Genomic DNA, 25,941 nt, shown 5'->3' with positions numbered 1-25,941 from the left:
TTATCATGAAAAAATCTTTATTCTTATTGTGTTTGCTTCTGGGTATGTTGGGTAATTGTGCGTTGGTGTTGGCACAACCGGCCCAGAAGTTGGTCAATGTGGTGGTTTCGCCTGATCGTATCGATTGGAAATGCAAGGCGAAGGAAGAAGTCAAGTTTACGGTACAGGTTTTCAAGAATGAGAATTTGTTGAAAGATGTAGTTGTCGATTATGAGTTGGGACCGGAATATTTTCCGACGGTTGTAAAGAAAGACGTTCGTTTGGCGGATGGAAAAACAACGTTGAAAGCGAAGATGAATGAACCCGGATTCTTGCGTTGCAGGGTGACGGCCAAAGTGGACGGACGGAAGTATGAAGGGATGGCGACAGTTGGCGTGGATGAAACGAGGATTCGGCCGACGACGGTCAATCCGGAAGATTTTGATGCTTTCTGGACCGGTGCGATCGCTGAAGCCCGTAAGCAGCCGCTAGATCCCAAGATGACTTTGTTGCCGGAAAGATGCACTTCTACGCAGAATGTCTATCATGTCAGTTTCCAGAATGAACGCCCCGGTTCCCGTATATATGGCATTCTGATTGTACCGAAGAAAACTGGTAAATATCCGGCGGTCCTCCAGGTTCCAGGAGCGGGCATACGTCCTTATAACGGATTCAATTTGGGAGAAGATATCATTACGTTGGAGATTGGAATACATGGTGTTCCTGTGACGATGCCGCAGGAAGTGTATAACAACTTGGCTGCTGGAGCATTGAACGGATATAATGCAATGAACAAGAATAATCGCGATACGCATTACTACAAACGGGTCTATCTCGGTTGCGTGCGGGCTGTGGACTTCCTCTATTCTTTGCCTGAGTTTGATGGAAATACAGTCGGTGTGACCGGTGGAAGCCAGGGAGGAGCCTTGTCTATTGTCACGGCCGGACTAGACCCGCGTATCAAGTTTCTTGCTGCTTTCTATCCGGCCTTGTGCGATTATGCCGGCTATCTGCATAAACGTGCGGGAGGCTGGCCGCATTACTACCGGAATGCGCAGCCTGTGGCAAACGAAGTGGAAACGCTCGCTTACTTTGATGTCGTGAATTTTGCCCGCCGGGTGAACGCTCCGGGCTGGTATAGCTGGGGATATAATGATGTGACTTGTCCTCCGACATCCATGTATTCGGCCTACAATGTTATTCCGGGAGTGAAGGACTTGCATCTTTACCTCGAAACCGGTCACTGGACATATCCGGAACAGCAGTCGGAACGTATTGAATGGTTGAAAGATAAATGCGGAAAGTAAATATGTTTCCCGGTTAATAATAATGCATGTATGTCGAATTTAAAGTATTTTTTAGCGGGGGTGTTAATTATGGCAATAACATCGTGTATGCAAAAGGATAGTGAATTGTTTTTGTTTGTCGGATCGTATGCGGGTGCTACAGACCCTGGTATAAATCTGTTTCGCTTCGATGTGGAGAAAGGGACGGCTGTGCCGGTGAAAAGCCTGTCGGGCATTCAAGACCCTTCTTATCTGACAGTGAGTCGGGATGGCAAGTTTGTCTATTCGGTAAGTGAAACTGCTGTGCCGGACGCGAAAGTATGTGCCTATTCGTTTGACAAGCAAACCGGGACGCTTTCTTTGCTGAACGAGCAGCATACGGATGGGAGCGCTCCCTGCTATATCTGGGTGGACAGTAAACGCCGGATGGCTGTCACGGCCAACTACAACGGCGGAAGCATAAGTGTTTTCTCCATCTCGGCCGATGGAGCTTTGCTACCGGCTGAAGTATATGCGTATGAAGGAGGAAGCCCGGGGGCCGAACGCCAGGCGGTCCCGCATCTGCATTGCGTGTACGCTTCTCCGGATGAGAACTATCTGTATGCCAACGATCTGGGAACGGACCGGATTTATAAATACGAGATCGTTGCTTCCGATAAAGGCTTGAGTTTGCGGGAAGGGACGCCTTCCTCTTTTAGTTTGCCGGCGGGAGAAGGTCCGCGCCATACGGTTTTTCATCCGAACGGGAAATGGGCTTACCTGATTAGCGAGCTTTCGGGCCGCGTCGCTCTCATGTATTACGACAAGGGCAACCTGACCCCGGTCCGGTTTGTAGAAGCCGATACGTTACATGTCTCCGGTAGTGCCGATATACACATCACACCGGACGGTCGTTTCCTATATGCCTCTAACCGTCTGAAAGGTGACGGTATCGCGATTTTTTCTATCGATCTGGAAAACGGGCAATTGACAAAGATTGGTTATCAGCTGACCGGTATTCATCCGCGTAATTTCGTCATCACCCCCAACGGCAAGTTCCTGCTTTGCGCTTGTCGGGATAGTCATATCGTGCAGGTTTACGAAATAGACAAGCAAAGCGGTTTGTTGAAAGATACGGGAAAAGACATCCGAGTTAGTAAGCCTGTTTGCTTGAAGTTTACCGACATGTAAATGTGATATTTTTAGTAGCTTTGCAACGTGTAAATTGTAATAAGCTATGTCATTCATTAAGATAACGGAACAGAATTCTCTCTATAACGACCTGGAACGGAAGTCCGTCCGGGACTTGCTTGAAGATATCAATACGGAAGATCAGAAAGTGGCGTTGGCTGTCCGAGAGACAATCCCCAAAATAGAAGAATTGGTTTTGCAGATCGTTCCCCGCATGAAGCAGGGCGGACGGATCTTTTATCTGGGAGCTGGAACCAGCGGGCGGTTGGGAGTTTTGGATGCTTCCGAAATCCCCCCGACGTTCGGGATGCCTTCCACACTGATTGTCGGCTTGATAGCTGGTGGCGATACTGCCCTCCGGAATCCTGTGGAGAATGCCGAAGACGATGAGGAACGCGGCTGGCAGGAATTGTTGGAGCACCGGGTTAATACGAAGGATACCGTGATCGGCATTGCTGCTTCCGGGACGACTCCCTATGTGATCGGTGCCCTTCGCAAAGCACGTGAACAGGGCATCCTGACTGCCTCCATTTCCAGCAATCCAGATTCACCGATGGCGATGGAGGCCGATATCGCAATCGAAATGATTGTCGGGCCGGAGTTTGTCACTGGCAGTTCCCGTATGAAATCCGGCACGGGGCAGAAAATGATCCTGAACATGATCTCCACCTCCGTTATGATCCGATTGGGTAGGGTTAAAGGAAACCGGATGGTCAATATGCAGCTCACCAATCAGAAACTTATAGACCGTGGAACCCGCATGGTTGCCGAGGAATTGAATCTTCCCTATAACCAATCCCGCCATCTGCTGTTGATGTACGGCTCCGTTCAGGAAGCTGTCGAGGCTTACCGCAAAGCTTAACGGGTCTGGAGTCGGTTTCAGCTTTTTTCTGTAAGAAGATGAGAAATATATGGAAAATATCTTTATATTTGTCCCATGCATTGTTCCTGCTTCGCAATCTGCGGAAAAGGATTAAAAGGGAATCGGGTGCAAATCCCGGACAGTCCCGCTGCTGTAAGCTTCAAAACGGATTGGGCAATTCTTTTATGCCACTGACGCGAGTTGGGAAGGCGCTCATACCGGAAGTAAGTCAGAAGACCTGCAACGCATATTTTTTCGACGGCTTCGAGGATAGGCCGGAAGAGAACTGTGAAGCCGTAGGCTTTTGCCTTTCTTTATTTCCGTTTCCCGTAGCTATTTACTTGTTTTTAATTATTTTGCCATAATAATTAGGAAAAGAGGCATGAATCTGTGGGTGGGATGAGCTCCGCCTCGATTCATGCTTTCCTTTTATGAGTGTGATTAATCTTCCGGCTTTTGTCGTATAAACCTTTTTTTCGTACCTTTGTGCGTTTCCTCCATAAAGAGAGGAAGATAAATACGACTTCAAATTTGTATATGGAAATGAGAAAAACAGTATTATATGGCGTTTTGGCCTTTTGTTTGGTTGTGTTGAATTCTTGTTTGGGAGACCCGGCCACCCAATTGACGATGGCAAACCAGGCAGGGGTAGTGGTGACCGGTTACGGACCTGGTAAGGCTATTTATACCAAGGGGGACGTAGTGGTCTCTTCGGAAGACTTCCAGAATGCCAATGTGGAAAACGGAGAATGTATTTTGTTTGATTATTCCATCGATTACGGGGTCGCAAACAATATGGGGGCAGGGACGGATACCAGTTATACCGAGGCTATTATTTATGAAAATACGATCTCGGAGGTTAATCGTTGGAACTTCTATAATACGTTGACCGATACCTCTATTGTTGCAAAGGACGAACTGTTGCTTTCTTCCCTCCAGGCGCGTTCCGCTTATATCAGAGGCAATTTGTTCCTGTTCACGGAGATAAGCAATCACCCGGCAAACCAAGTGGACAGTTTCTCTTTGTCCTATAATTCGGATAAATTGTTGGGAGACGATAATATTTATAGCCTCTACCTCCGCACGATCAGAATCAAGGCGGACACGACAAGAGGCGAGGCGATGATTATTCCTTGTGCGTTCAATATCGAAGATCTGGTGAAAAAGGCGGAAAAGAATCATTCGGATGAACTGAAGTTCCGGATTAACTATGCATATTCGTTCGGGAAGGATTCTGCATCGATAAACTGGAAAAGTTCCGACGTGTTTACAATAGACTTGACAGGAAAAGGCAAATAAAATGATAAATAGCAAACGAGCGTATTGAAAAATGTATAAAGAGATATTTAAATTGGTTGTAGCCATCATCTCCCAGCCGGGAAAGGCGTGGGATATTCTGACGAGAAAAGAAGAAAAGGACGATGAGTTTTTATCCCGGTTTGTGTATCCTCTCATCGGATTCGTTACGGTTGCTGCTTTTTTAGGCGTGCTGTTCACTCGGAAGGAGTTTGATGTCGAACTGGCGTTGAAGTCGTCTATCCGGACATTAGTCGCTGCGTTCGGCGGCTTTTATCTGGCTTCCTATTTGCTGAATGAGATTTGGCAGGGATGGTTCAAACGGGAGAAGGATATGAAACTGTGTCAACGCTTTGTCGGCTATTCGTCTTCGTTGATGTTTGCATTGAACATCGTGTTGATGTTACTTCCGGAGTTTTTCTTTTTGCGTATATTTGTGTTATATACATTTTATATCGTATGGGAAGGGGCCGGCCCTTATATGCAGGTGGAGGAGAAGATACGCCTGAAGTTTGTCGGGACCGCGACCGGTCTGATTTTGCTGACGCCCTGGTTGATCGAGGTAATTCTTTCCATGCTGATGCCCGGTTTACGTTTTTGATAGGAGAATAAGATGAAAGAGAAGATTAGTAATAACATACAGATAAAGAACAAGCGGGCGACTTTCGATTATGAGTTGCTCGACACGTTTACGGCAGGGATCGTGCTGACCGGTACGGAGATCAAATCGATACGCTTGGGAAAGGCGAGTCTGGTTGATACGTTTTGTATTGTGGAGAAGGGGGAATTGTGGGTGAAGAATATGTATGTGGCAGAATATTTCTACGGGACATACAATAACCATACGGCTCGCCGTGACCGCAAGCTGTTGCTGACTAAAAAGGAATTGCGGAAGATTGAAAGCGCTGCCCGCAATAATGGCTTTACAATTATTCCGACACGTCTTTTTATTAATGATAAAGGACTGGCCAAAGTCGTTGTGGCTATTGCCAAAGGTAAGAAGGAATATGACAAACGCGACTCTATCAAGGAACGGGACGACCGCCGGGAGATGGATCGTGCATTTAAACGGTAACGAACCTTTATGGATAAAGAAATATTTTTGAATCTCCTGAAAGAACGCATTTTGATTCTGGACGGAGGAATGGGTACGATGGTCCAGGGATTTAAACTGACCGAGAAAGATTATCGCGGAAAACAGTTTGCCGATTGGATGAGCGACCTGAAAGGAAATAACGACCTGTTATGTATCACCCGGCCGGATGTGATCAAATCGATCCACCGTCAGTATCTGGATGCCGGTGCCGATATTTTTGCTACCAACACTTTCAATGCAAATGCTATCTCGATGGAGGATTACGGCATGCAAGGGCAGGTGAGAAATATCAATTTGGCTGCCGGAAAATTGGCGCGTGAGGTGGCCGATGGCTTTATGAAGGAGCATCCGGATCGCACGATCTTTGTAGCTGGTTCTGTCGGCCCAACTAATAAGACTGCTTCGATGAGCCCTGACGTGAGCGATCCGGCTTACCGTGCTGTCACCTACTTGGATTTGTATAGTGCCTATAAAGAACAGGTAGACGCTTTGGTAGACGGGGGCGTGGATATCGTTTTGTTTGAAACGACTTTCGACACGCTGAATGTGAAAGCCGGACTGGAAGCTGCCGAGGCTGTGTTGAAGGAAAAAGGCAAGGATTTACCGATTATGCTTTCTATGACGTTATCTGCCCAGGGAGGACGTACGTTTTCGGGGCAGACATTGCTTGCGTTTTTGGCTTCCGTGCAACATACCAATATTGTTAGTGTCGGTCTGAACTGCTCTTTCGGTGCTGCCGATATGAAGCCTTTTCTGGCTGAATTGGCAAAACATGCTCCCTATTATATAAGTGCTTATCCGAACGCCGGTCTGCCGAACAGTTTCGGTTCCTATGATGAGACGCCGGAAAAGATGGCTGTTCATGTAAAATCTTTTATTGACGAAGGGCTGGTGAATATATTGGGAGGCTGTTGTGGTACGACGCCGGCCCATATTACCAAATATCCCGAACTGGTGAAAGGGGCCAAGCCGCATGTACCGGCTCCGAGGCCCGATTGTCTTTGGTTGTCCGGTCTGGAGTTGCTGGAAGTAAAGCCGGAAAATAATTTCGTGAATGTCGGCGAACGATGTAATGTGGCCGGTTCACGTAAGTTCTTGCGCTTGATCAAGGAAGAAAATTATGAAGAGGCTTTGACAATTGCCCGCAAGCAGGTGGAAGACGGCGCGCAGGTGATCGATATCAATATGGATGACGGAATGTTGGATGCCGTGAAGGAGATGACGACTTTCTTGAACTTGATCGCATCCGAACCTGATATTTCCCGTGTTCCCGTGATGATTGACTCTTCTAAATGGGAGGTGATCGAAAAAGGTTTGATGTGCGTGCAGGGTAAAAGTATTGTGAATTCGATTTCTTTGAAAGAAGGAGAAGAGGTTTTCCTGCAACATGCCGCTCGCATCAAACAGTTGGGTGCAGCTACGGTCGTAATGGCTTTTGATGAAAAGGGGCAGGCAGACACGTTTGAACGGAAGATCGAGGTTTGCGGACGTGCTTACCGTCTCCTCCGGGAGAAAGTCGATTTCGATCCGAACGGAATTATTTTCGATCCGAATGTGCTGGCTATCGCTACCGGTATGGAAGAACATAACGGGTACGGACTTGACTTTATCCGTGCCGTGGAATGGATCAAGAAGAACCTGCCGGGGGCGAAGGTGAGCGGCGGTGTCAGCAATCTTTCCTTCTCTTTCCGTGGAAATAATTATGTGCGGGAGGCCATGCATTCCGTATTCCTGTATCATGCGATTAACAAAGGCATGGACATGGGGATCGTGAACCCGTCGTCGTCCGTACTCTATGAAGATATAGAACCTGCTTTCCGTATGTTGCTGGAAGACGTCATTTTGGCACGCCGTCCGGAAGCAGCTGAAGAACTGATTGCATATGCCCAGAACCTGCATGTAAAAGCGCAGGAGGGAGAAGGTGAAAAGCAGGAAGTCTGGCGTGAATATCCGTTGAAGGAACGTTTGGAAAACGCTCTGATAAAAGGAGTCGGCGATCATTTGGAAGAAGATTTAAAGGAAGCCTTGAAGGAATATCCGCGTGCGGTGGATATTATCGACGGACCGCTGATGGGTGGGATGAATAAGGTAGGCGAATTGTTTGGTGCTGGAAAAATGTTCCTACCGCAGGTTGTCAAGACTGCCCGTACGATGAAAAAGGCAGTCGCCATCTTGCAACCGGCGATCGAGGCAGAAAAGGTCTCTTCCGATTCTGCTAAGGCAGGAAAGGTTCTGTTTGCGACAGTGAAAGGTGACGTGCATGACATTGGAAAGAATATTGTTTCGATCGTCCTGGCTTGCAATAATTATGAGGTGATCGATTTGGGAGTGATGGTTCCGGCAGACGTGATTGTAAAAAAGGCAATTGAAGAAAAGCCCGACCTGGTCTGTCTTTCCGGTCTGATCACGCCTTCGCTCGAAGAGATGGTGCATGTGACGGACGAGATGCAGAAAGCCGGCCTGAGCATTCCCATAATGGTGGGCGGCGCCACGACTTCGAAGTTGCATACGGCCATTAAGATCGCTCCGCATTATGACTATCCGGTCATTCATGTGCTGGACGCCTCGCAAAACCCGTTGATTGCGGCCAAACTGTTGAACCCGGATACGCGCGATGCTTATATCGCCCAGCTGAACAGTGAGTATGAAGCTCTGCGTGCCTCTGTGAATAAGAAAAAAGAGATACTGGTCCCGTTGGCGGAAGCCCGGACGAATCGTCCGGTGATCGATTGGGCTTCTTATAACCCGGTTGTCCCGGCTCGGAACGGGGTACAGGTGATTCCTTCTATTCCTTTGGAAGAAATAATTCCATATATTCATTGGACCTTCTTTTTTAGTGCCTGGAAACTGAATGGGCGTTTCTCGGAAATTGCGCAGATCCACGGCTGTGACGCTTGTCGTGCCGCCTGGCTGGCCGAATTCTCGGAAGCGGACCGGACGAAGGCGTCGGAGGCTATGCAGTTATACAAGGATGCTGTTAAGTTGTTGGATCGCTTGGTTGAGATGAAAGCCGAGTATTGCAAGGCGGTTTATGGTTTCTTCCCGGCAAATGGTGATGGGGATAATATCCGTGTGGGTGAAGTCTTGCTTCCAGTTTTGCGTCAACAGGCGAAAAAAGAGGAAGGAATCTATAAGTCGTTAGCCGATTATGTGATGCCAGTATCGGAAGGGCGTACGGATTATGTCGGCGCTTTCGTGGTGACGGCCGGTACCGGCGCCGAATCTCTGAAAGAACGGTTCGAGCAGGAGGGAGATACCTATAATTCCATGTTGTTGCAAACCTTGACCGATCGTTTGGCCGAGGCTACGGCCGAATATCTCCATGAAAAGGTCCGTAAGGAATATTGGGGATATGCTCCGGATGAATCGCTTTCCATCTCCGACCTGTATAAAGTGAAATATCAGGGAATACGTCCGGCTATCGGTTATCCTTCATTGCCGGACCAGCTTTTGAACTACACGTTGGATAAGTTGTTAAATATGTCACAGATCGGTGTCCGGTTGACGGAAAACGGCGCTATGTATCCGACGGCGACGGTGAGCGGCATTTATATTGCACATCCGGATTCCCAATATTTCATGATTGGTAATATTGATGAAGAACAGATGAAAGATTATGCCTGTCGCCGGAATCTGTCGGAAGCGGAAGTGAAGAAGTTATTGAATAAAAACATTTCAAATTGAAATATATACGCTGGATAGTCTTGTCTCTCCTTCTGGCCGGTATCTGGTGCGCCATGCGTTCGCCGGATATGGGAGAGGCGTATGCCCGGAATGTATATCCTTATATATCGGGTGCTTTGTCCTGTTTTTCTTCTCTATTTTCTTTTTCGATAGGTGATTGCCTGATATACGGTAGTATGGCCGGTTTGCTTGCTTATCTGGTTTATGCCATTGTGAAGAAACGTTCCTGGCGGGCGACAGCCGGACGGATGATCGAATATTTGTTGTGGATATATGTCTGGTTTTATCTGGCTTGGGGATTGAATTATTTCAGGAAAGACTTTTTTACACGGACGGAAATCCCGTATGCGGCTTATTCAGCCGACGCTTTTCGTTCGTTCTTATCCACTTATACAGATTCGTTGAATGCGTCCTTTGTGCCTGTCGAAAAAATAGATAAGGCCCTCGTCGCAGAGGAAGTGAAAAAGGAATATCATGAAATTGCCGGGCGTTTCTCTTTAGTCAGTCCTGCCGGGTATTTGCATCCGAAGCCGATGTTAATGCCCTTTTTGATGAGTGGAGTGGGGGTATTGGGGTATATGGGACCGTTTTTTACCGAATATAATCTGAACCCTGATCTGCTCCCGGTCCAGTATCCGTTTACTTATGCACATGAAATGGCGCATGTGTTAGGAATATCCAGCGAGGCGGAAGCGAATTTGTATGGTTTTCTCGTCTGTTCCCGTTCCGGAGTGCCGGAAATCCGGTTTTCGGCTTATTTTGCTTTGTTGCCTTATGTGTTGAGCAATGCCTACGGCTTATTGTCGGAAGAGGAGTTTAATGAATGGAAAGAGACGATCTCCCCCGAGGTAAAAGATCTTTACAACCGGAAAGTCGCTTACTGGGAGAATTTGTACAGCCCATTTATAGGCGAGATCCAGAGTACCGTTTACAACTGGTTCTTGAAAGGAAACAACATTTCCTCCGGCCGGAAGAATTATTCGGAAGTGGTGGCATTATTGATGGCGCTGGGAAATACGTCCGGAGAGATTTGAGTCCTTGCTGTTTCCATATTGCCTAATTCGAATTAAATCACTACCTTTGCGGCAATTTTTGAGAAGATAGATAAATATAACGCATATGAGTAAGAAATTTGCCGAATACTCGAAACTTGACTTGTCGAACGTCAATAAAGAGGTGCTGAAGAAATGGCAGGATGGCGACATCTTCCATAAGAGTCTTGAAATCCGCGAAGGACATCCCTCGTTTGTCTTTTATGAAGGTCCTCCTTCTGCAAACGGTATGCCTGGTATTCACCATGTGATTGCCCGTTCGATTAAGGATATTTTCTGCCGTTATAAGACCATGAAAGGATATCTTGTCAACCGTAAGGCGGGATGGGATACACACGGACTTCCAGTAGAGCTGGGAGTTGAAAAAACATTGGGTATCACCAAAGAAGATATCGGCAAAAAGATCTCTGTGGCCGAATATAATGCCGCCTGCCGCCGCGACGTGATGAAGTTCACGAAGGAATGGACGGATCTGACACAGAAGATGGGATATTGGGTCGACCTTGAAAACCCGTATATCACTTACGACAATCGTTATATCGAAACATTGTGGTACCTGCTGAAGGAACTGTATAAGAAAGGATTGCTTTACAAAGGGTACACGATCCAGCCGTATTCGCCGGCTGCCGGAACGGGGCTTAGCTCGCATGAGTTGAACCAGCCGGGGTGTTATCGCGACGTGAAGGATACGACTTGTACGGCTCAGTTCCGCATTCTCGATCCGAAACCGGAGATGGCGGGATTTGGCGAACCGTTCTTCTTGGCATGGACCACTACTCCGTGGACTTTGCCTTCCAACACGGCTCTTTGTGTGGGTCCAAATTTCACTTATGTGGCTGTTCAGACCTATAATCCATATACAGGTATGCCGATGACGGCTGTTTTGGCTAAGGACTTGTTGAATGTGTATTTCAATCCGAAAGCCGCCGATCTGGCTCTGACCGATTATAAACTGGGCGATAAACTGGTGCCGTTCAAAGTGGTCGGCGAATGGAAAGGACCGGAACTGGCCGGCATGCATTACGAGCAGCTGATCCCGTGGGTCAATCCGGGAGAAGGTGCTTTCCGGGTAATCACCGGCGACTATGTGACGGTGGAAGATGGTACGGGTATCGTACATATCGCTCCGACTTTCGGTGCGGATGACGACCGTGTGGCAAAAGCAAGCGGCGTACCTCCTTTGATGATGATCGACAAAGATGGGAACCGCCGTCCGATGGTCGATATGACAGGTAAATTCTATCTGCTGGAAGACCTCGATCCCGAGTATGTTCAGGAGCATATGAATGCTGCCGACTATGATCCGTGGCAGGGCAAGTTCGTGAAGAACGCTTACGATGCGACAAAGGGAGAAAAAGACGAAACGCTGGATATCGAAATCTGCATGATGCTGAAAGCACAGAACCGTGTGTTCCGCATCGAGAAGCATGTGCACAACTATCCGCATTGTTGGCGTACGGACAAGCCTGTGTTGTACTATCCGCTGGATAGCTGGTTTATCCGCACGACCGCTTGCCGCGAACGGATGATTGAACTGAACAATACGATCAACTGGAAACCGCAGAGCACCGGCACGGGACGTTTCGGCAAATGGTTGGAAAATCTTCAGGACTGGAACTTGAGCCGTAGTCGCTACTGGGGAACGCCGTTGCCTATCTGGCGTACCGAAGACGGGGCGGAAGAAATCTGCATCGGTTCGGTTGAAGAACTGTACAATGAAATTGAGAAATCCGTAAAAGCCGGGCTGATGGAGTCCAACCCGTATAAGGAATTGAAATTCCAGCCGGGCGAATATACGAAGGAGAACTACGAAAAGATCGACCTTCACCGTCCGTATGTGGATGATGTGATTCTGGTTTCCGAAAGCGGTAAGCCGATGAAGCGCGAGACCGACCTGATCGACGTATGGTTCGATTCCGGCGCGATGCCTTATGCTCAGATTCATTATCCGTTCGAGAACAAGGAAATCTTCGACGACCGCAAGGTTTATCCGGCCGATTTCATCGCCGAAGGCGTCGACCAGACACGCGGATGGTTCTTTACTTTGCATGCGATTGCTACGATGGTATTCGATAGCGTGTCGTATAAAGCCGTCGTTTCGAACGGTTTGGTGTTGGACAAGAATGGCAACAAAATGTCCAAACGTCTGGGTAATGCCGTCGATCCGTTCGCCACGATTGAGCAGTACGGTTCCGATCCTTTGCGCTGGTACATGATTACGAATGCCTCTCCGTGGGATAACATCAAGTTTGATATCGACGGTATCGAAGAAGTTCGCCGCAAGTTCTTCGGTACATTATATAATACATATTCGTTCTTCGCCTTGTATGCGAATGTGGACGGTTTCGATTATTCCGAACCGGATGTGGATTGGAAAGAACGTCCCGAAATCGACCGTTGGATTCTGTCGTTGCTGAATTCGTTGGTAAAGGATGTGGATGGATTCCTGGATACATACGAACCGACCCGTGCCGGACGTGCGATCTCTGATTTCGTAAACGATAACCTGAGTAACTGGTATGTGCGCCTGAACCGCCGCCGTTTCTGGGGTGGAGGTATGACGACCGACAAGTTGTCTGCTTACCAGACTTTGTACACTTGTCTGGAAACGGTCGCCAAGTTGATGGCTCCGATCGCGCCGTTCTATGCAGACCGGTTGTTCTGTGACCTGATCGCCGCTACCGGACGCGAAAAGGTTGAATCTGTCCACCTGTCCGAATTCCCGGTTTGCAATGAGGCAATGATCGACAAGGACCTGGAAGAACGTATGCAGATGGCTCAGGATGTGTCTTCTATGGTGCTGGCTTTGCGCCGTAAGGTGAACATCAAGGTGCGTCAGCCGCTTCAAACCATCATGGTCCCGGTTGTGGATGCTCACCAGCAGGAAAGCATCGAAGCCGTGAAAGCGCTGATCTTGAACGAGGTCAATGTGAAGGAACTGAAGTTTGTCGATAATGCCGCCGGTATTTTGGTGAAGAAGATCAAGCCGGACTTCAAGAAGCTGGGCCCGCGTTACGGCAAGATCATGAAGGCATTGGCCGCCGCTATCCAGGCGATGAGCCAGGACGAAATCAATGCGTTCGAGAAAGTCGGAACATTCACGCTGACCGTTGAAGGACAGGAGGCGATGATCGAACGTGCAGACGTCGAAATCATCTCCGAAGACATACCGGGCTGGTTGGTTGCGAACGAAGGCCGCTTGACGGTGGCGCTGGATATCACCGTGACGGAAAACCTCCGCAAGGAAGGGCTGGCGCGTGAGTTGGTAAACCGTATCCAGAACCTGCGTAAGAGCAGCGGTTACGACATTACTGACAAAATATCCGTCACTGTCCTTTCGAACGATGGGATGGACGAGGCGATCAAGGACTTCAATTCCTATATCGCAAACCAGGTGTTGGCTGTATCAGTGGAAATTACGGATGTGATCAGCGACGCGACCGAGATGGATTTCGAAGACTTCAAGCTTTCGGTCCGGATCGAAAAAGCATAAATATTCAATGAATAATGAATAATTAATAATGAACAATGGAAGAATTGCTTATATTTGTGGGCAAGAGAAAAGGAAATCTTTCTCATTGTTGAATTATTCATTATTCATTCTTGATTGTTAATTATTAATTTAAATGAACCATGGCAGAAAAGACAAGATATTCGGATGCCGAACTCGAGGAGTTCCGCGCCATAATATTGGAAAAGCTGGAAAAGGCGAAAAAAGATTATGACCTGTTGAGATCCGGTGTCACCAATTCTGACGGCAATGATGTCGCCGATACATCTCCTACGTTTAAAGTATTGGAGGAAGGTGCTGCGACTTTATCGAAGGAAGAGGCCGGTCGTTTGGCACAACGCCAGATGAAGTTTATCCAGAACTTGCAGGCGGCATTGATCCGGATTGAGAATAAGACATACGGTATTTGCCGCGAGACCGGTAAATTGATCCCGAAAGAAAGATTACGTGCAGTACCTCACGCTACGTTGAGTATCGAAGCTAAACAGGGAGGTGCCAAGTAAATGAGATATTCCAAAGGTTGGGGAGCAGCGTTGATTGTGATGCTGCTCCTTATTCTTGACCAGGCTCTTAAAATATGGATTAAAACTCACATGCAGCTGCATGAGAGTATCGAAATTACTCCGTGGTTTTATTTGTACTTCACCGAGAATCCGGGAATGGCTTTCGGGATAGAAGTGATCGGTAAGTTGTTTTTATCGGTATTCCGTATTATAGCTGTCGGCTTTATCGGTTATTACCTGTATAAGCTGGTGAAACAGAATTATGCCTTTGGCTTTATCGCCTGTATCTCGTTGATCTTTGCAGGGGCTATTGGGAACATCATCGACTCTATATTCTATGGGGTGGTGTTCGATCATAGTTTTGGACAGGTAGCCTCATTTATGCCGGAGGGTGGAGGCTATGCCAGTTGGTTGCACGGGAAAGTGGTCGATATGTTCTATTTTCCTTTGATACAGACGGTGTTGCCCGAATGGATTCCGGTGTGGGGAGGAGAGGAGTTCATCTTTTTCCGTCCGATCTTTAACTTGGCCGATTCGGCGATTTGCGTAGGCGTCTTTTTGTTGTTGCTGTTCTACCGTCATACATTGTCGACAAGTCTCTCAAAAGAAAAATAAAAGAATTGATGCGGAACAGGCTGCATAGATATAGATATAATGTCGTTTTGTTGCTGGCAACCTGGTTGGTTGCCTGTAGCAAAGTACCGGATGACATTCTTTCGGAAAAGAAAATGCAAGCTGTACAGGTGGATATGCAATTGGCAGAAGCTATGATTAACCTGGACAGCAAGGCGTTTTCCGATAATGCCCGTAAGGAGGCTCTATATCAGTCCATCTTCCGCAAATACGATATCACACAAGCCGAGTACGACAGTTCGCTCATTTGGTATGGACGGCATCTGGATATTTATATGAAGGTGTATGACCGTGTGCTGGCCGATTTGAATAAACGGCAGAAAGCGTTAGGCGACGTACAGGCTTTGGCTGCACCTGTTTCCAAACAGGATTCGGTGGATATCTGGCCTCGTCGCACCTCTTTAAGGTTGGAGCCCGATGCTCTGTTTAACGGTGTGACGTTCGACATCAAACCGGAAACGAACTATTCGTCCGGCAGCACGTTTGTGTTGGGGATGAATGTCTGGGGTATCAATAAAGGGATGGTCTATAAACCGGAAATACGCATAAGTGCTGATCAGGGCGATACGATCGTGACTGTCAATGACAAGGTGCTTCGTGATGGTTATCATGAAACCGTTTTGAAGACAGTTCCGACTAAACAGGTCAAACGTGTGTACGGTTATATCTTTATGAACAATGCCGATTCTTCCTACTACAAAGTTTATTTGGACAGCCTGAACCTTATGAAATATAATTACGGTCGTCTGACCGATATGGCAAAAGATTCGTCTGCCGTAAAAATATCCACAGCGGAATAAAAAGTGTTATGCGCCGGATCGCTTCCCATTATATCTATTGGAGACAGTTCTACCGGCTGCACTATGTCGAGTTGAATGATAACGGCGTATTGGCCGGAATTTTCCCTTTGGAAGGGGAAATTGCGGGTACGGAGTTCTATGACGGCATCTTGATCCTTGTACCTATTCCCGCGCTTGACGCAGGGGTGCAGGAGAACAAGCGGTGTCATCAGGATTCTTATTCTGACACATCTTTTGTAATTCCGAGTCAAGCGCGGGAACAGGGCACTTTTGACATGCTGCCGGGAGAACAGTTGGCAGATGCCTTGGAACGTCAAGGTTTTACAGGTATTGCTGAAGCGGGTTCGCCTGTTTGTGTGCTGTTATTGGGCGGCATTCCCCTGGCAACGGCGAAATTCGGCGCAGATGACAGCCGTAGCGATGGCTACATTCAAAGACTCTGATGTTTCTCTTTCGGGTGGAAAGCTTGGAATATAAAGTTTTTGATTAATCAACTTTTCTATTTGCGGACGTATTCCGTTCCCTTCGTTCCCCATCACGATGATTCCGTTTGCCGACAATTCCTTTGTGTACATGTTTTCTCCGTCGAGGAATGTACCGAACAACGGAATTTGTCTTGCCGCCTGGGCTTTCAGGTAGTCTTCCAGTTCCGTGTAATGGACTTTTACATGTGCCAGTGCGCCCATTGTGGCCTGCACAGTCTTCGGACTGAAGACATCTGCGGTGTCGGGGCTGCAAACGATATGTTCGATGCCGAACCAGTCGGCAAGGCGTATGATGGTTCCGAGATTTCCAGGGTCCTGTATGCCGTCTAAAGCTAAAACGAGCGAGGTAGAAGGATCGGCTTCGTCGAGCGACCAGTCCGGGCGCTTGAACACGGCAAGTACATCCTGCGGGTTTTTCAAGAAACTGGCTTTACGGATGTCATCCCCTTCCGCTTCCAATAGTTCTTTCGCCGGGATGTTTCCCTGCATCGCCATCCAGGATGGTTTGGCGAGAATCAGTTCGCATTCGAAAGCAAACATCATGTCGGCAACCAGTTTGTTTCCTTCGGCAACGAATGCATTCAGTTCGTTCCGATATTTCTTCATTTCCAATGAATGGATGTACTTTACTTTCCCCTTGCTTAGCATCTTTACTCTTTTTATGCGGCAAAGGTAATTGGTTTTTACGATTTATGATTTATGATTTGTGATTTATGTGTCGTTGATAAATCATAAATCATAAATCATAAACCACATTTTATTTTTACATTTGCGTGCGTAAAAACTTGAATGATGAAGGGAATCCAAACACTATATTTCATTTGTTTCCTATTGTTGTTAATCTCCTGTAGCTCGACAAAATATGTAGGCGAAGGAGAATACCTGTTGGACAAAGTGGAGATTGTGTCGGATGGCAAGACTTATAAAAACAGCGATTTGAAGCCTTATTTGCGCCAGCAACCCAACTTTAAAGCATTCGGGCTGATGAAATGGCAGTTGTTCGTGTATGATTGGTCGGGCCGGAACGAGAAGAAATGGATCAATAAACAGCTTCGCCGGATGGGAGAGGCTCCCGTCATTCTGGATACGACGCTGGTAACGCAGTCGGTTGACGAGTTGAAACGTTTCTTTATCAATAAAGGATATATGAATGCCGAAGTCTCGGCTTCTATTGATACTTCACGAGTCAAAAAGGCTGTCGTGACCTATAGGATCGTCCCTAACACTCCTTACCGGATTCATAATTATTCGATGGATTTGAGCGATCCTAAGATCGATAGCATTGCTAAGCTCAAACCGCCTCACCGTTCCGTGCTGGCTTCGGCTTTTCGTACTTATTCCGACGATTATACTTCTCTGATAAAAGACAGTGCCTTGTTTGACCGCGATGTGCTGGACAAGGAGAGGCAACGCATTACGACTTTGCTTCGTCGGCGTGGTTATTATGCTTTCAACCGGGATTACCTGTCTTATATTGCCGATAGCTCTTTGAATCGGAATATCGTAGATTTGGATATGCTTCTGAAACCGTACCGTTTGCAGAAGCCTGACGGGACGGTGGTCGACACGTTACATCGTCAGTATTACATTAAAGACGTTTCGATTGTGACCGATTATGACCCGTTGACGTTAGAGGAAAACAACGCTATGCCTTACGATACGGTTCGAACTGACGGTATTGATATCCTATACGGCAAGAACGGCAGAAGTATCCGTCCGGGAGTCTTGCGCAAGAGCAATTATATCATGCCGGGACGCTTGTATAACGAGCGGACGGTGGAGCAGACCTATTCTTCGTTTGCCACGCTGCGTGCTTTGCGTAATGTAAATATCCGTTTTTCGGAGGTCGAAGAGAACGACACGATGAAGCTTAATTGTACGATCTTGACTTCTCCCGCAAAACTGCAAGGTTTTGGGGTCGATCTGGAAGGGACGAATTCGGCAGGGGATTTTGGATTTGCTTCCAGTTTGAGTTATCAGCACCGAAACTTGTTCAAGGGCTCGGAGGTTTTTTCTGCTAAAGTACGCGGTGCATACGAGGCGTTGACCGGCAGCCAGTCGGAAGGAAACAACTTTTGGGAATTCGGTGCGGAAGCATCTGTTTTGTTTCCCCGTTTCCTGTTCCCCTTCTTGCATGAAAATTTCCGTCGTAAGATTCGTGCAACGACCGAACTGAAGGTGAACTACAGCATACAAACACGTCCGGAATTCAAAAGAGCCATCGTCTCTGCAGGATGGAATTATATCTGGCAGGAGCGGAGCAATATGCAGGCGCGCCATGTGTTCAAGTTGTTGGACATTGACTATGTGCACTTGCCGAAGATAAGTCAGTCGTTTAAAGATTCGTTGCCTGAATCTACTTTGCTTTACAATTTTACCGACCAGTTTATTGTCGGTTCCGGTTATACCTATTCTTTTAATAATTATGATCCTCAGAATCGTTTGAGGAATACGCATTCCGTTCGCTTCTCCTTCGAGATGGCAGGCAACTTGCTGTATGGGCTTTCCCGTCTGACTGGTGCGGATAAGGATGACGAAGGGCGCTATAAATTGTTTGGGATTAATTATGCCCAGTTTGTGAAAGGGGATATAGATTTCAGTAAAAGTATCGTGTTGGACAATCGTAACAAGTTGGCTTTCCACATTGGTATCGGAGTCGGTTATCCGTATGGTAACTCGAAGATGCTACCGTTCGAACGCAGCTATTTCTCTGGAGGTGCAAATAGTGTCCGCGGTTGGTCCGTACGTTCGCTCGGTCCCGGTAGCATGCCGCTCGATTCGGTCAAGTCCTTTGCCCAGCAGATCGGTGATATCCGTCTGGATCTGAATTTGGAATACCGAACGAAACTATTTTGGAAATTCGAGATGGCGGCCTTTATTGATGCCGGTAATATCTGGACTTTCCATAAGGATGAGAGCCGTCCGAACGGTAACTTCGATTTTTCCCGTTTCTACAAAGAGATTGCCGTCTCTTATGGATTAGGTCTCCGCCTCGATTTCGATTTCTTCCTGATCCGTTTCGATACCGGTATGAAAGCCTATAACCCGCAGGAAAGTGGCAGAAGGAAATGGGCTATCCTGCATCCGAACTTTGGCAGTAACTTCGCGTGGCATTTTGCGGTGGGATATCCGTTCTGATTTTATTTCCTTCTTTATGTAGTTCGACTACATATGAATTTAGGAGGAAAAATAACAAAAATATTTGCTTGTTAAAATAATATTACTACCTTTGCACCGCAAATAAGGATGGTTCCGTAGCTCAGCTGGATAGAGCAACGCCCTTCTAAGGCGTGGGTCGAGCGTTCGAATCGCTCCGGAATCACATGATTTGAAAAAAATACCTGGTAGATTAAACATTTACCGGGTATTTTTTTGTATACTCAGTTGTGTTTTGTATGGATTACTTTTTACCGGACATATGTCTCGCACAGGCAATGGCAGTGAAAACTGTTTCGTAGAGATTTAAGTTATTGAACAATCGGTCAGGTCGATACCTAGTCAAATAAGGTGATAGAAAATAGCCGTTTGCGGGTTGAAACGGAACGATTATCCCTGTTAAGATGTTTTTCTTGATCAAATCTGCTATAATTATATATCTATTGCTTATATTTACAACCTTTTTGATAGATAAGCTTGTCGATAAATATATTGACTTGTAACGTCTGAACGATATCTATTTATTTATTCCAAATACAAAAATGTATTTTTTGCACTGAAGAAGAAATGAGAAAATGGCGTATTGAAGACTCAGAAGAACTCTACAACATCACAGGTTGGGGGACTTCGTACTTTGGTATCAATGACAAAGGTCATGTAGTGGTAACTCCTCGTAAAGACGGCGCCGGTGTAGATCTGAGAGAGCTGGTCGACGAACTGCAATTACGGGATGTGGAGGCTCCTGTACTGATCCGTTTCCCAGATATTCTGGATAACCGTATTGAAAAGATCGCGAACTGTTTCAAGCAGGCTTCTGATGAATATGGTTATAAGGCGCAGAATTTCATTATCTATCCGATTAAAGTAAATCAGATGCGTCCGGTAGTGGAAGAGATTATCGGTCATGGCAAGAAGTTCAACTTAGGGTTGGAAGCCGGTTCAAAGCCGGAACTCCATGCGGTGATTGCGGTCAATACAGATTCGGATTCTTTGATTATCTGCAACGGTTACAAGGATGAGAGTTATATCGAACTAGCTTTGCTGGCACAGAAAATGGGTAAACGCATTTTTCTGGTTGTCGAAAAGATCAACGAACTGACTTTGATCGCCAAGATGGCCAAGCAGTTGAATGTCCGTCCGAATATCGGCATCCGTATTAAACTGGCATCTTCCGGCAGTGGTAAATGGGAAGAGAGCGGTGGCGATGCCAGCAAGTTCGGCTTGACGTCCAGCGAATTGCTGGAAGCACTTGATTTTCTGGAAAAGAAAGATTTGACAGATTGTCTGAAGCTGATTCATTTCCACATTGGCAGTCAGGTGACCAAGATACGCCGTATTAAAACGGCTTTGCGCGAAGCATCACAATTTTATGTACAACTGCATGCGATGGGCTTCAATATCGAGTTTGTGGATATTGGTGGCGGACTGGGAGTCGATTATGATGGTACTCGTTCTTCCAATAGCGAGAGCAGCGTCAATTATTCCATCCAGGAATATGTAAACGACTCTATTTCTACAATGGTCGATGCCAGTGACAAGAACGGTATCCCGCATCCGAACATCATAACGGAAAGCGGGCGTTCGTTGACTGCCCATCATTCCGTTTTGATATTTGAAGTGCTGGAAACAGCTACGCTTCCCGAAATGGATGAAGACTTCGAGGTGAGCGAATCTGATCACGAGCTTGTGCATGAACTGTATGAGATTTGGGATAAGCTGAACCAAAGCCGTATGCTGGAAGCCTGGCACGATGCGCAGCAGATACGCGAGGAAGCGTTGGATTTGTTCAGTCATGGTATTGTCGATTTGAAGACCCGTGCCCAAATCGAACGCTTGTATTGGTCTGTGACGCGCGAAATCAGCCAAATTGCTTCTGGGTTGAAACATGCACCGGATGAGTTTAGAAAACTGGACAAACTATTGGCTGATAAGTATTTCTGTAATTTCTCGCTTTTCCAGTCCTTGCCTGACTCTTGGGCGATCGATCAGATTTTCCCGATCATGCCTATCCAGCGGTTGGATGAACGTCCGGACCGGACGGCGACTTTGCAGGACATAACCTGCGACTCGGATGGCAAGATTGCCAACTTTATTTCGACACGCAATGTTTCCCATGATCTGCCGGTACATTCGCTGAAAGGAAAAGATGCTTATTATATCGGTGTCTTTCTGGTTGGGGCCTATCAGGAAATTCTGGGAGATATGCACAATCTTTTCGGTGATACGAATGCAGTGCATGTAACGGTAGATGAAAAAGGTTACAATATCGAGCAAGTCATCGACGGGGAAACGGTTGCCGAAGTGCTTGATTATGTCCAGTATAATCCTAAAAAGTTGGTGAGGACACTGGAAACTTGGGTGACTAAGTCTGTAAAGGAAGGTAAGATTTCGGTTGAAGAAGGTAAAGAGTTCCTTTCCAACTATCGTTCCGGCTTGTATGGATATACTTATTTAGAGTAATCCCAGTCGCTGAATTCAAAACTTAGTTGTTCCCAGCGGGCTTTCTCTTCGTTCTTCTCGTAAGGATTGGAGACCGAAAGCCCGATCAGGCGAATCGGGTGAGTCGTATATTCGATGTCTTTCAACAGTCCTTTGGCTAAAGGTAGTATTTCGGCTAAAGTCGTCAGTTCGTGGCTTTGGGTGATGCTTCTTGTCTTTTGGTTGAAATCATGGAATTTAATTTTTAAAGTAAGGGTATTTCCTTTGAAACCGGTTCGTTGCAGCCGTTCGATCAGTTCGGTCGCAACATGATATAATTCGATGATAACGGACGATTGCTGCGAAATGTCTTTTTCAAGCGTATGTTCACAGCCTACGGATTTGCGGATTCGGACGGCTTCGACAGGGCGTAAGTCTATCCCTCTTGAAAATTCATAATATAAAATTCCTGCTTTTCCGAATTGTCGGGTGAGCATTTCTTGTGAACAAGCTCTCAACTGTTCTCCGTTATGGATGCCTAATGAGTGCATTCGTTGGGCGGTGACCGGACCGATCCCCCAGAAGGATTCGATCGGCAGACGTTTGATGAATTCTTCCGCCTGGGACGGATGGATGGTGCACAGTCCGTCCGGCTTGCGGTAGTCAGAGGCGATTTTAGCCAAAAACTTATTATACGATACCCCAGCCGAGGCAATCAGATGCAGCTCCTCCCGGATTTTTTGCTTGATTGCTTTGGCTATGTCGACGGCAAGCGGGATGTTTTGTTTATTCTCGGTAACATCCAGAAACGCCTCGTCCAGTGAAAGTGGCTCGACAATGTCCGTATATTCGTGGAAGATTTCGTGTATCTGGCGGGACACCGCTTTATAGACATCCATCCGTCCGGAAACAAATGTGAGCTGAGGGCATAGGCGTTTAGCCCTTTGTGACGACATGGCGGAGCGTACGCCGAACTTCCGGGCTTCGTAGCTTGCTGCCGCTACGACACCCCGTTCCTCCGCGTGGCCGACTGCAAGCGGAATTCCGCGAAGTTCCGGATTATCCCGCTGTTCCACAGAAGCGTAGAATGCGTCCATGTCGATATGTATGATCTTCCGTTCCATTAAAATCCGTTCATCGGAACCAATACTGTCGGTATGAGTAACAGGAATCCGACTATTACCAGAAGCAATATGAATTTCCATGCCCAGCGAAACCATTTATCGTAGGGGATACGGCTGACACCCAGAACGGCGATCAACACTCCCGATGTCGGGGTGATCATATTGGTGAATCCGTCTCCGAACTGGAAGGCCATCACAGTCGCTTGCTTTGACAATCCGATCAAGTCGGAGAAAGGAGCCATGATCGGCATGGTCAGGGCTGCTTTGGCACTTCCGGAAGGAATGATCAGGTTGATCAAGGTCTGGATCACGTACATCATGCCGACGGTCGCCACTTGTCCGAGCCCTTCCATCCCTTTCGCCAAGTTGTAGAGAATGGTGTCGATGACAAGCCCTTCTTTCAGTATCACGATAATACCGCCTGCAAGGCCGACTACCAAAGCTGCGCTCATAATGTCCTTGCATCCGTCCAGAAACAGTTTGACCAGTTCGTTGGGAGTCCGGTTGTTGGCGATGCCGGCTGCCAGTCCGAGGGCGAAGAACAGGGTGGCTATCTCCATGATATACCAGCCATATCCCATCACTCCCGTTATCAGATAAAAAATCGTGAAGAAGAGGAGGTTCAGGATATAAAGATGGACTGTCTTGCGTAGGGCGAACAGGGAAGTCAAGATAAAAGCAGCTGTTAGAATGGGGAGGAGAGGCAGTCCTTTGATAACGCTGTTCCCGATTTGTAAAGTTGTTGCAGGATAATAAGCTGCGAAAATGATTTGTATGACTGCCAATGTGCCAAAACTGATCCAGGCGGTACGTGGCGTATGATAGCTTACATCCAGCGAGTTGTTATTGTGTAGGTCCCGCCAATACTGATCTTCTTCGTAGACTAACGAAGCTTTCGGGTTTTTCTTTACTTTAGCAGCATAACGCAGTATCCAGGAGAAACCGATCATATTGATGACAATCCAGCAAAATATCCGGTATTCGATTCCGGAAAAGAGCGGAATACCGGCCAGCCCTTGCGCAATGCCGATTGTAAATGGGTTCAGTATCGCACCGGCAAATCCTAATCCGGCGGCGACAAAGACCATGCAAACGCCTGTAATGGAGTCATACCCCATCGAGATAGCCATCGGGACAAGCACCAGGCAAAATGCGATGGTCTCTTCACTCATCCCGAAGACGGCCCCGAATATGCTGAATAGTAGCATGATGGATGTCAGTAAGAAATTCTCCACTCCGATCTTGCGCAGGAAACGGTTGTTCTCCATTTTACGGGCGCGGCCGAGGAAACTGACGGTTCCGATATCGAAAGCCTTACTGTCGTTGACGATCCAGAACGCCCCTCCGATAATCAGGATGAAGACGATGATATCTGCCTTGTCGACAAATCCTTTGTAAAAAGCCGAGAACACCTGCCAAGTTTGCGGAACATGTTCTACCGCTTCGTAGACAACCGTTTTTTCTCCGGCGGCATTGATACTCTCTTTGTATTGTCCGCCCGGAATGATCCAGGTGAGGGCGGCACAGAAAAGAATGATATAAAATATGATGGCGTATGTATGTGGAATCTGTCTCTTTTTCATAATCCGTTTTCGTTTTCTTCATCCGTTAATGGACCTATTTCGGGAAGGATGGCACGTGCCTCCCTGTCGCTGAGGGTGTCTACATCTTTCAGTTTGCGCTGGATCACGCGTGTGCGTGTCCCTAATACCTCTTCGATCTGTCCGCTGGCCGTCTGCAAGTTCTTCTGTGCTTTTTCCAGCATGCCGCCTACCTTCTCGAATTCTTTCTTTACCGCCCCCAAGATGGTCCATACCTCGCCGGAGTGTTTCTGGATAGCGAGCGTGCGGAATCCCATTTGCAGGCTGTTCAGGATGGCGGCAAGCGTTGTCGGACCGGTGACGACTACTTTATAGTTGCGCTGTAGTTCTTCCAGCAGGGAAGAACGGCGTACGACCTCCGCATAGATTCCTTCGAAAGGCAGGAACATGATGCCGAAGTCGGTGGTGGCGGGGGGAGCCAGATACTTGTCGGAAATATCCTTTGCCATCTTTTTAATAGTTGTTTCCAATAGCTTTCCGGCTGCTTCTATAGCCTGTGTGTCGGCATGATCGTATGCATCGAGCAGCTGTTCGTAGACGTCTTTGGGAAATTTTGCATCTATCGGCAGATAGACGAATTCGCGGACATCGTCACGCCCCGGAAGTTTGACGGCAAACTCCACGACGGCATCCGATCCTTTGCGGGTGTGCACATTCGCCTCGTATTGCTCCGGCGCCAGGATTTGTTCGAGAAGCATGCTTAATTGGATTTCCCCGATGTTGCCGCGTGTCTTCACATTGCTGAGGACACGTTTCAAACCACCTACGTCTTGTGCCAGCGTTTGCATTTCTCCAAGTCCTTTCTGTACGCTTTCCAGTTGTTCCGTCACAAGCCGGAATGATTGGCCGATCCGGTCATTCAGTGTCTTTTGCAATTTCTCGTCTACGGTCAGGCGGATTTCTTCCAACCGTTTTTCCGTGTTGGCGACAAGCAGGCGTTGCTGTTCGTCCAGATTGGCAAACTTTTCCCGTTGCAGGGCATTGAAGGAAGTGATCCCCCGGTCGAAAGCATCCCGGAATTCGTTCATGGAGCGCGTCAGTTCTTCCCGGTTATCCCTGGCGACGATGCGGCCTTCTTCCCGGTTCAGACGAAAATCTTCCCGAAAGTTTTTTTCGATACGTTCAAATGAACGTTGCATTTCGTCGAGCAGCCGTTTCAATTCGCCTGCGATGTCCGAATGGTCTTTCCGGGGGCGGAAAAAGACCTGTAAAGCAATGATTACAACAAGTAAGCAAATAATCAACCCATCCATTTCTTTCTATTTTGGGTCAAAGATAGAAAAAG

19 protein-coding genes, 1 tRNA gene and 1 riboswitch are annotated in these 25,941 nt (G+C 47.3%); of the genes, 16 read left to right on the top strand and 4 right to left on the bottom strand.

Features of this window, described 5'->3' with window-relative positions:
• The first annotated feature begins 5 nt into the window (after positions 1-5).
• The 13 genes from KTG12_RS05270 to KTG12_RS05210 all read left to right on the top strand — a co-directional run bounded on the left by KTG12_RS05270 (position 6) and on the right by KTG12_RS05210 (position 16,315).
• Positions 6-1,286: an acetylxylan esterase gene (locus KTG12_RS05270; RefSeq protein ID WP_022322763.1), complete on the top strand. Its 1,281-nt coding sequence runs from the start codon at positions 6-8 to the stop codon at positions 1,284-1,286.
• Positions 1,287-1,373: 87 nt separating this feature from the next.
• A complete protein-coding gene (locus tag KTG12_RS05265) occupies positions 1,374-2,435 on the top strand; it encodes a lactonase family protein (protein WP_227225991.1) in 1,062 nt (353 codons plus the stop codon).
• 46 nt (positions 2,436-2,481) lie between these two features.
• Positions 2,482-3,297: an N-acetylmuramic acid 6-phosphate etherase gene (murQ, locus tag KTG12_RS05260; RefSeq protein WP_005641542.1), complete on the top strand. Its 816-nt coding sequence runs from the start codon at positions 2,482-2,484 to the stop codon at positions 3,295-3,297.
• A gap of 63 nt (positions 3,298-3,360) precedes the next feature.
• Positions 3,361-3,558, top strand: a riboswitch (cobalamin riboswitch).
• A gap of 282 nt (positions 3,559-3,840) precedes the next feature.
• Positions 3,841-4,596 (top strand): hypothetical protein, encoded by a 756-nt coding sequence (locus KTG12_RS05255; protein WP_036724676.1) that lies wholly within the window; start codon positions 3,841-3,843, stop codon positions 4,594-4,596.
• Between the two features lie 31 nt (positions 4,597-4,627).
• Positions 4,628-5,194: a YIP1 family protein gene (locus KTG12_RS05250; protein ID WP_005641535.1), complete on the top strand. Its 567-nt coding sequence runs from the start codon at positions 4,628-4,630 to the stop codon at positions 5,192-5,194.
• Between the two features lie 12 nt (positions 5,195-5,206).
• Positions 5,207-5,668: an SsrA-binding protein gene (gene smpB / locus KTG12_RS05245; protein ID WP_005641532.1), complete on the top strand. Its 462-nt coding sequence runs from the start codon at positions 5,207-5,209 to the stop codon at positions 5,666-5,668.
• A gap of 9 nt (positions 5,669-5,677) precedes the next feature.
• Positions 5,678-9,373 (top strand): methionine synthase, encoded by a 3,696-nt coding sequence (gene metH / locus KTG12_RS05240; RefSeq protein WP_216945413.1) that lies wholly within the window; start codon positions 5,678-5,680, stop codon positions 9,371-9,373.
• 53 nt (positions 9,374-9,426) lie between these two features.
• Positions 9,427-10,407: a DUF3810 domain-containing protein gene (locus KTG12_RS05235; RefSeq protein ID WP_371745253.1), complete on the top strand. Its 981-nt coding sequence runs from the start codon at positions 9,427-9,429 to the stop codon at positions 10,405-10,407.
• Positions 10,408-10,492: 85 nt separating this feature from the next.
• The gene (gene ileS, locus KTG12_RS05230; RefSeq protein WP_022322767.1) at positions 10,493-13,918 is read left to right on the top strand and encodes an isoleucine--tRNA ligase; all 3,426 of its coding nucleotides are present in this window, start codon (positions 10,493-10,495) and stop codon (positions 13,916-13,918) included.
• A gap of 140 nt (positions 13,919-14,058) precedes the next feature.
• Complete coding sequence (locus KTG12_RS05225) at positions 14,059-14,439, top strand: TraR/DksA C4-type zinc finger protein (RefSeq protein ID WP_005641525.1); 381 nt, start codon at positions 14,059-14,061, stop codon at positions 14,437-14,439.
• The gene (locus KTG12_RS05220) at positions 14,440-15,054 is read left to right on the top strand and encodes a lipoprotein signal peptidase (protein ID WP_005641523.1); all 615 of its coding nucleotides are present in this window, start codon (positions 14,440-14,442) and stop codon (positions 15,052-15,054) included. It abuts the gene before it with no gap.
• An 8-nt stretch (positions 15,055-15,062) separates the two neighbouring features.
• Positions 15,063-15,872, top strand: a complete 810-nt coding sequence (locus KTG12_RS05215) for a DUF4296 domain-containing protein (RefSeq protein WP_005641521.1) — start codon at positions 15,063-15,065, stop codon at positions 15,870-15,872.
• Between the two features lie 8 nt (positions 15,873-15,880).
• Positions 15,881-16,315: a hypothetical protein gene (locus KTG12_RS05210; RefSeq protein ID WP_005651096.1), complete on the top strand. Its 435-nt coding sequence runs from the start codon at positions 15,881-15,883 to the stop codon at positions 16,313-16,315.
• Here the strand turns inward: KTG12_RS05210 and KTG12_RS05205 are convergent.
• Positions 16,235-17,005, bottom strand: a complete 771-nt coding sequence (locus KTG12_RS05205; protein ID WP_005641520.1) for an RNA methyltransferase — start codon at positions 17,003-17,005, stop codon at positions 16,235-16,237. The two genes, KTG12_RS05210 and KTG12_RS05205, sit on opposite strands and share 81 nt — an antisense overlap.
• 141 nt (positions 17,006-17,146) lie before the next feature.
• Between KTG12_RS05205 and KTG12_RS05200 the strand changes: the two genes are divergently transcribed.
• From KTG12_RS05200 to speA, 3 genes are all read left to right on the top strand, one after another.
• Complete coding sequence (locus KTG12_RS05200; protein WP_005641519.1) at positions 17,147-19,495, top strand: BamA/TamA family outer membrane protein; 2,349 nt, start codon at positions 17,147-17,149, stop codon at positions 19,493-19,495.
• A 110-nt stretch (positions 19,496-19,605) separates the two neighbouring features.
• Positions 19,606-19,679, top strand: a tRNA-Arg gene (locus KTG12_RS05195).
• A gap of 401 nt (positions 19,680-20,080) precedes the next feature.
• Positions 20,081-21,973 (top strand): biosynthetic arginine decarboxylase, encoded by a 1,893-nt coding sequence (speA, locus tag KTG12_RS05190; RefSeq protein ID WP_005641518.1) that lies wholly within the window; start codon positions 20,081-20,083, stop codon positions 21,971-21,973.
• On the opposite strand, the gene dinB is transcribed toward speA, so the two are convergent.
• From dinB to KTG12_RS05175, 3 genes are read right to left on the bottom strand one after another with little or no spacing between them, the layout of a single operon-like run.
• Positions 21,961-23,055, bottom strand: coding sequence for a DNA polymerase IV (gene dinB, locus KTG12_RS05185; RefSeq protein ID WP_005641516.1), 1,095 nt, complete (start codon positions 23,053-23,055; stop codon positions 21,961-21,963). The genes speA and dinB overlap by 13 nt on opposite strands.
• Positions 23,055-24,638 (bottom strand): YfcC family protein, encoded by a 1,584-nt coding sequence (locus KTG12_RS05180; RefSeq protein ID WP_005641514.1) that lies wholly within the window; start codon positions 24,636-24,638, stop codon positions 23,055-23,057. The genes dinB and KTG12_RS05180 overlap by 1 nt, the downstream gene beginning before the upstream one ends.
• Entirely contained in the window at positions 24,635-25,909 is a 1,275-nt protein-coding gene (locus KTG12_RS05175) for a DNA recombination protein RmuC (RefSeq protein ID WP_122205716.1), read from the bottom strand. Before KTG12_RS05175 ends, KTG12_RS05180 begins: the two co-directional genes overlap by 4 nt.
• Positions 25,910-25,941 lie beyond the last annotated feature (32 nt).

This window comes from Parabacteroides sp. MSK.9.14, from assembly GCF_019041495.1.
Lineage (GTDB): Bacteria > Bacteroidota > Bacteroidia > Bacteroidales > Tannerellaceae > Parabacteroides > Parabacteroides merdae.
This window is presented reverse-complemented; position numbering and strand designations above follow the sequence as displayed.

Coding starts and splice junctions, on each gene's coding strand:
- KTG12_RS05180 (WP_005641514.1), bottom strand. CDS start 24,638: ATGAAAAAGAGACAGATTCCACATACATACGCCATCATATTTTATATC.
- KTG12_RS05270 (WP_022322763.1), top strand. CDS start 6: ATGAAAAAATCTTTATTCTTATTGTGTTTGCTTCTGGGTATGTTGGGT.
- metH (WP_216945413.1), top strand. CDS start 5,678: ATGGATAAAGAAATATTTTTGAATCTCCTGAAAGAACGCATTTTGATT.
- KTG12_RS05255 (WP_036724676.1), top strand. CDS start 3,841: ATGAGAAAAACAGTATTATATGGCGTTTTGGCCTTTTGTTTGGTTGTG.
- murQ (WP_005641542.1), top strand. CDS start 2,482: ATGTCATTCATTAAGATAACGGAACAGAATTCTCTCTATAACGACCTG.
- KTG12_RS05235 (WP_371745253.1), top strand. CDS start 9,427: ATGCGTTCGCCGGATATGGGAGAGGCGTATGCCCGGAATGTATATCCT.
- KTG12_RS05225 (WP_005641525.1), top strand. CDS start 14,059: ATGGCAGAAAAGACAAGATATTCGGATGCCGAACTCGAGGAGTTCCGC.
- speA (WP_005641518.1), top strand. CDS start 20,081: ATGAGAAAATGGCGTATTGAAGACTCAGAAGAACTCTACAACATCACA.
- KTG12_RS05175 (WP_122205716.1), bottom strand. CDS start 25,909: ATGGATGGGTTGATTATTTGCTTACTTGTTGTAATCATTGCTTTACAG.
- KTG12_RS05200 (WP_005641519.1), top strand. CDS start 17,147: ATGATGAAGGGAATCCAAACACTATATTTCATTTGTTTCCTATTGTTG.
- dinB (WP_005641516.1), bottom strand. CDS start 23,055: ATGGAACGGAAGATCATACATATCGACATGGACGCATTCTACGCTTCT.
- KTG12_RS05265 (WP_227225991.1), top strand. CDS start 1,374: ATGCAAAAGGATAGTGAATTGTTTTTGTTTGTCGGATCGTATGCGGGT.
- KTG12_RS05250 (WP_005641535.1), top strand. CDS start 4,628: ATGTATAAAGAGATATTTAAATTGGTTGTAGCCATCATCTCCCAGCCG.
- KTG12_RS05220 (WP_005641523.1), top strand. CDS start 14,440: ATGAGATATTCCAAAGGTTGGGGAGCAGCGTTGATTGTGATGCTGCTC.
- KTG12_RS05215 (WP_005641521.1), top strand. CDS start 15,063: ATGCGGAACAGGCTGCATAGATATAGATATAATGTCGTTTTGTTGCTG.
- KTG12_RS05210 (WP_005651096.1), top strand. CDS start 15,881: ATGCGCCGGATCGCTTCCCATTATATCTATTGGAGACAGTTCTACCGG.
- ileS (WP_022322767.1), top strand. CDS start 10,493: ATGAGTAAGAAATTTGCCGAATACTCGAAACTTGACTTGTCGAACGTC.
- smpB (WP_005641532.1), top strand. CDS start 5,207: ATGAAAGAGAAGATTAGTAATAACATACAGATAAAGAACAAGCGGGCG.
- KTG12_RS05205 (WP_005641520.1), bottom strand. CDS start 17,005: ATGCTAAGCAAGGGGAAAGTAAAGTACATCCATTCATTGGAAATGAAG.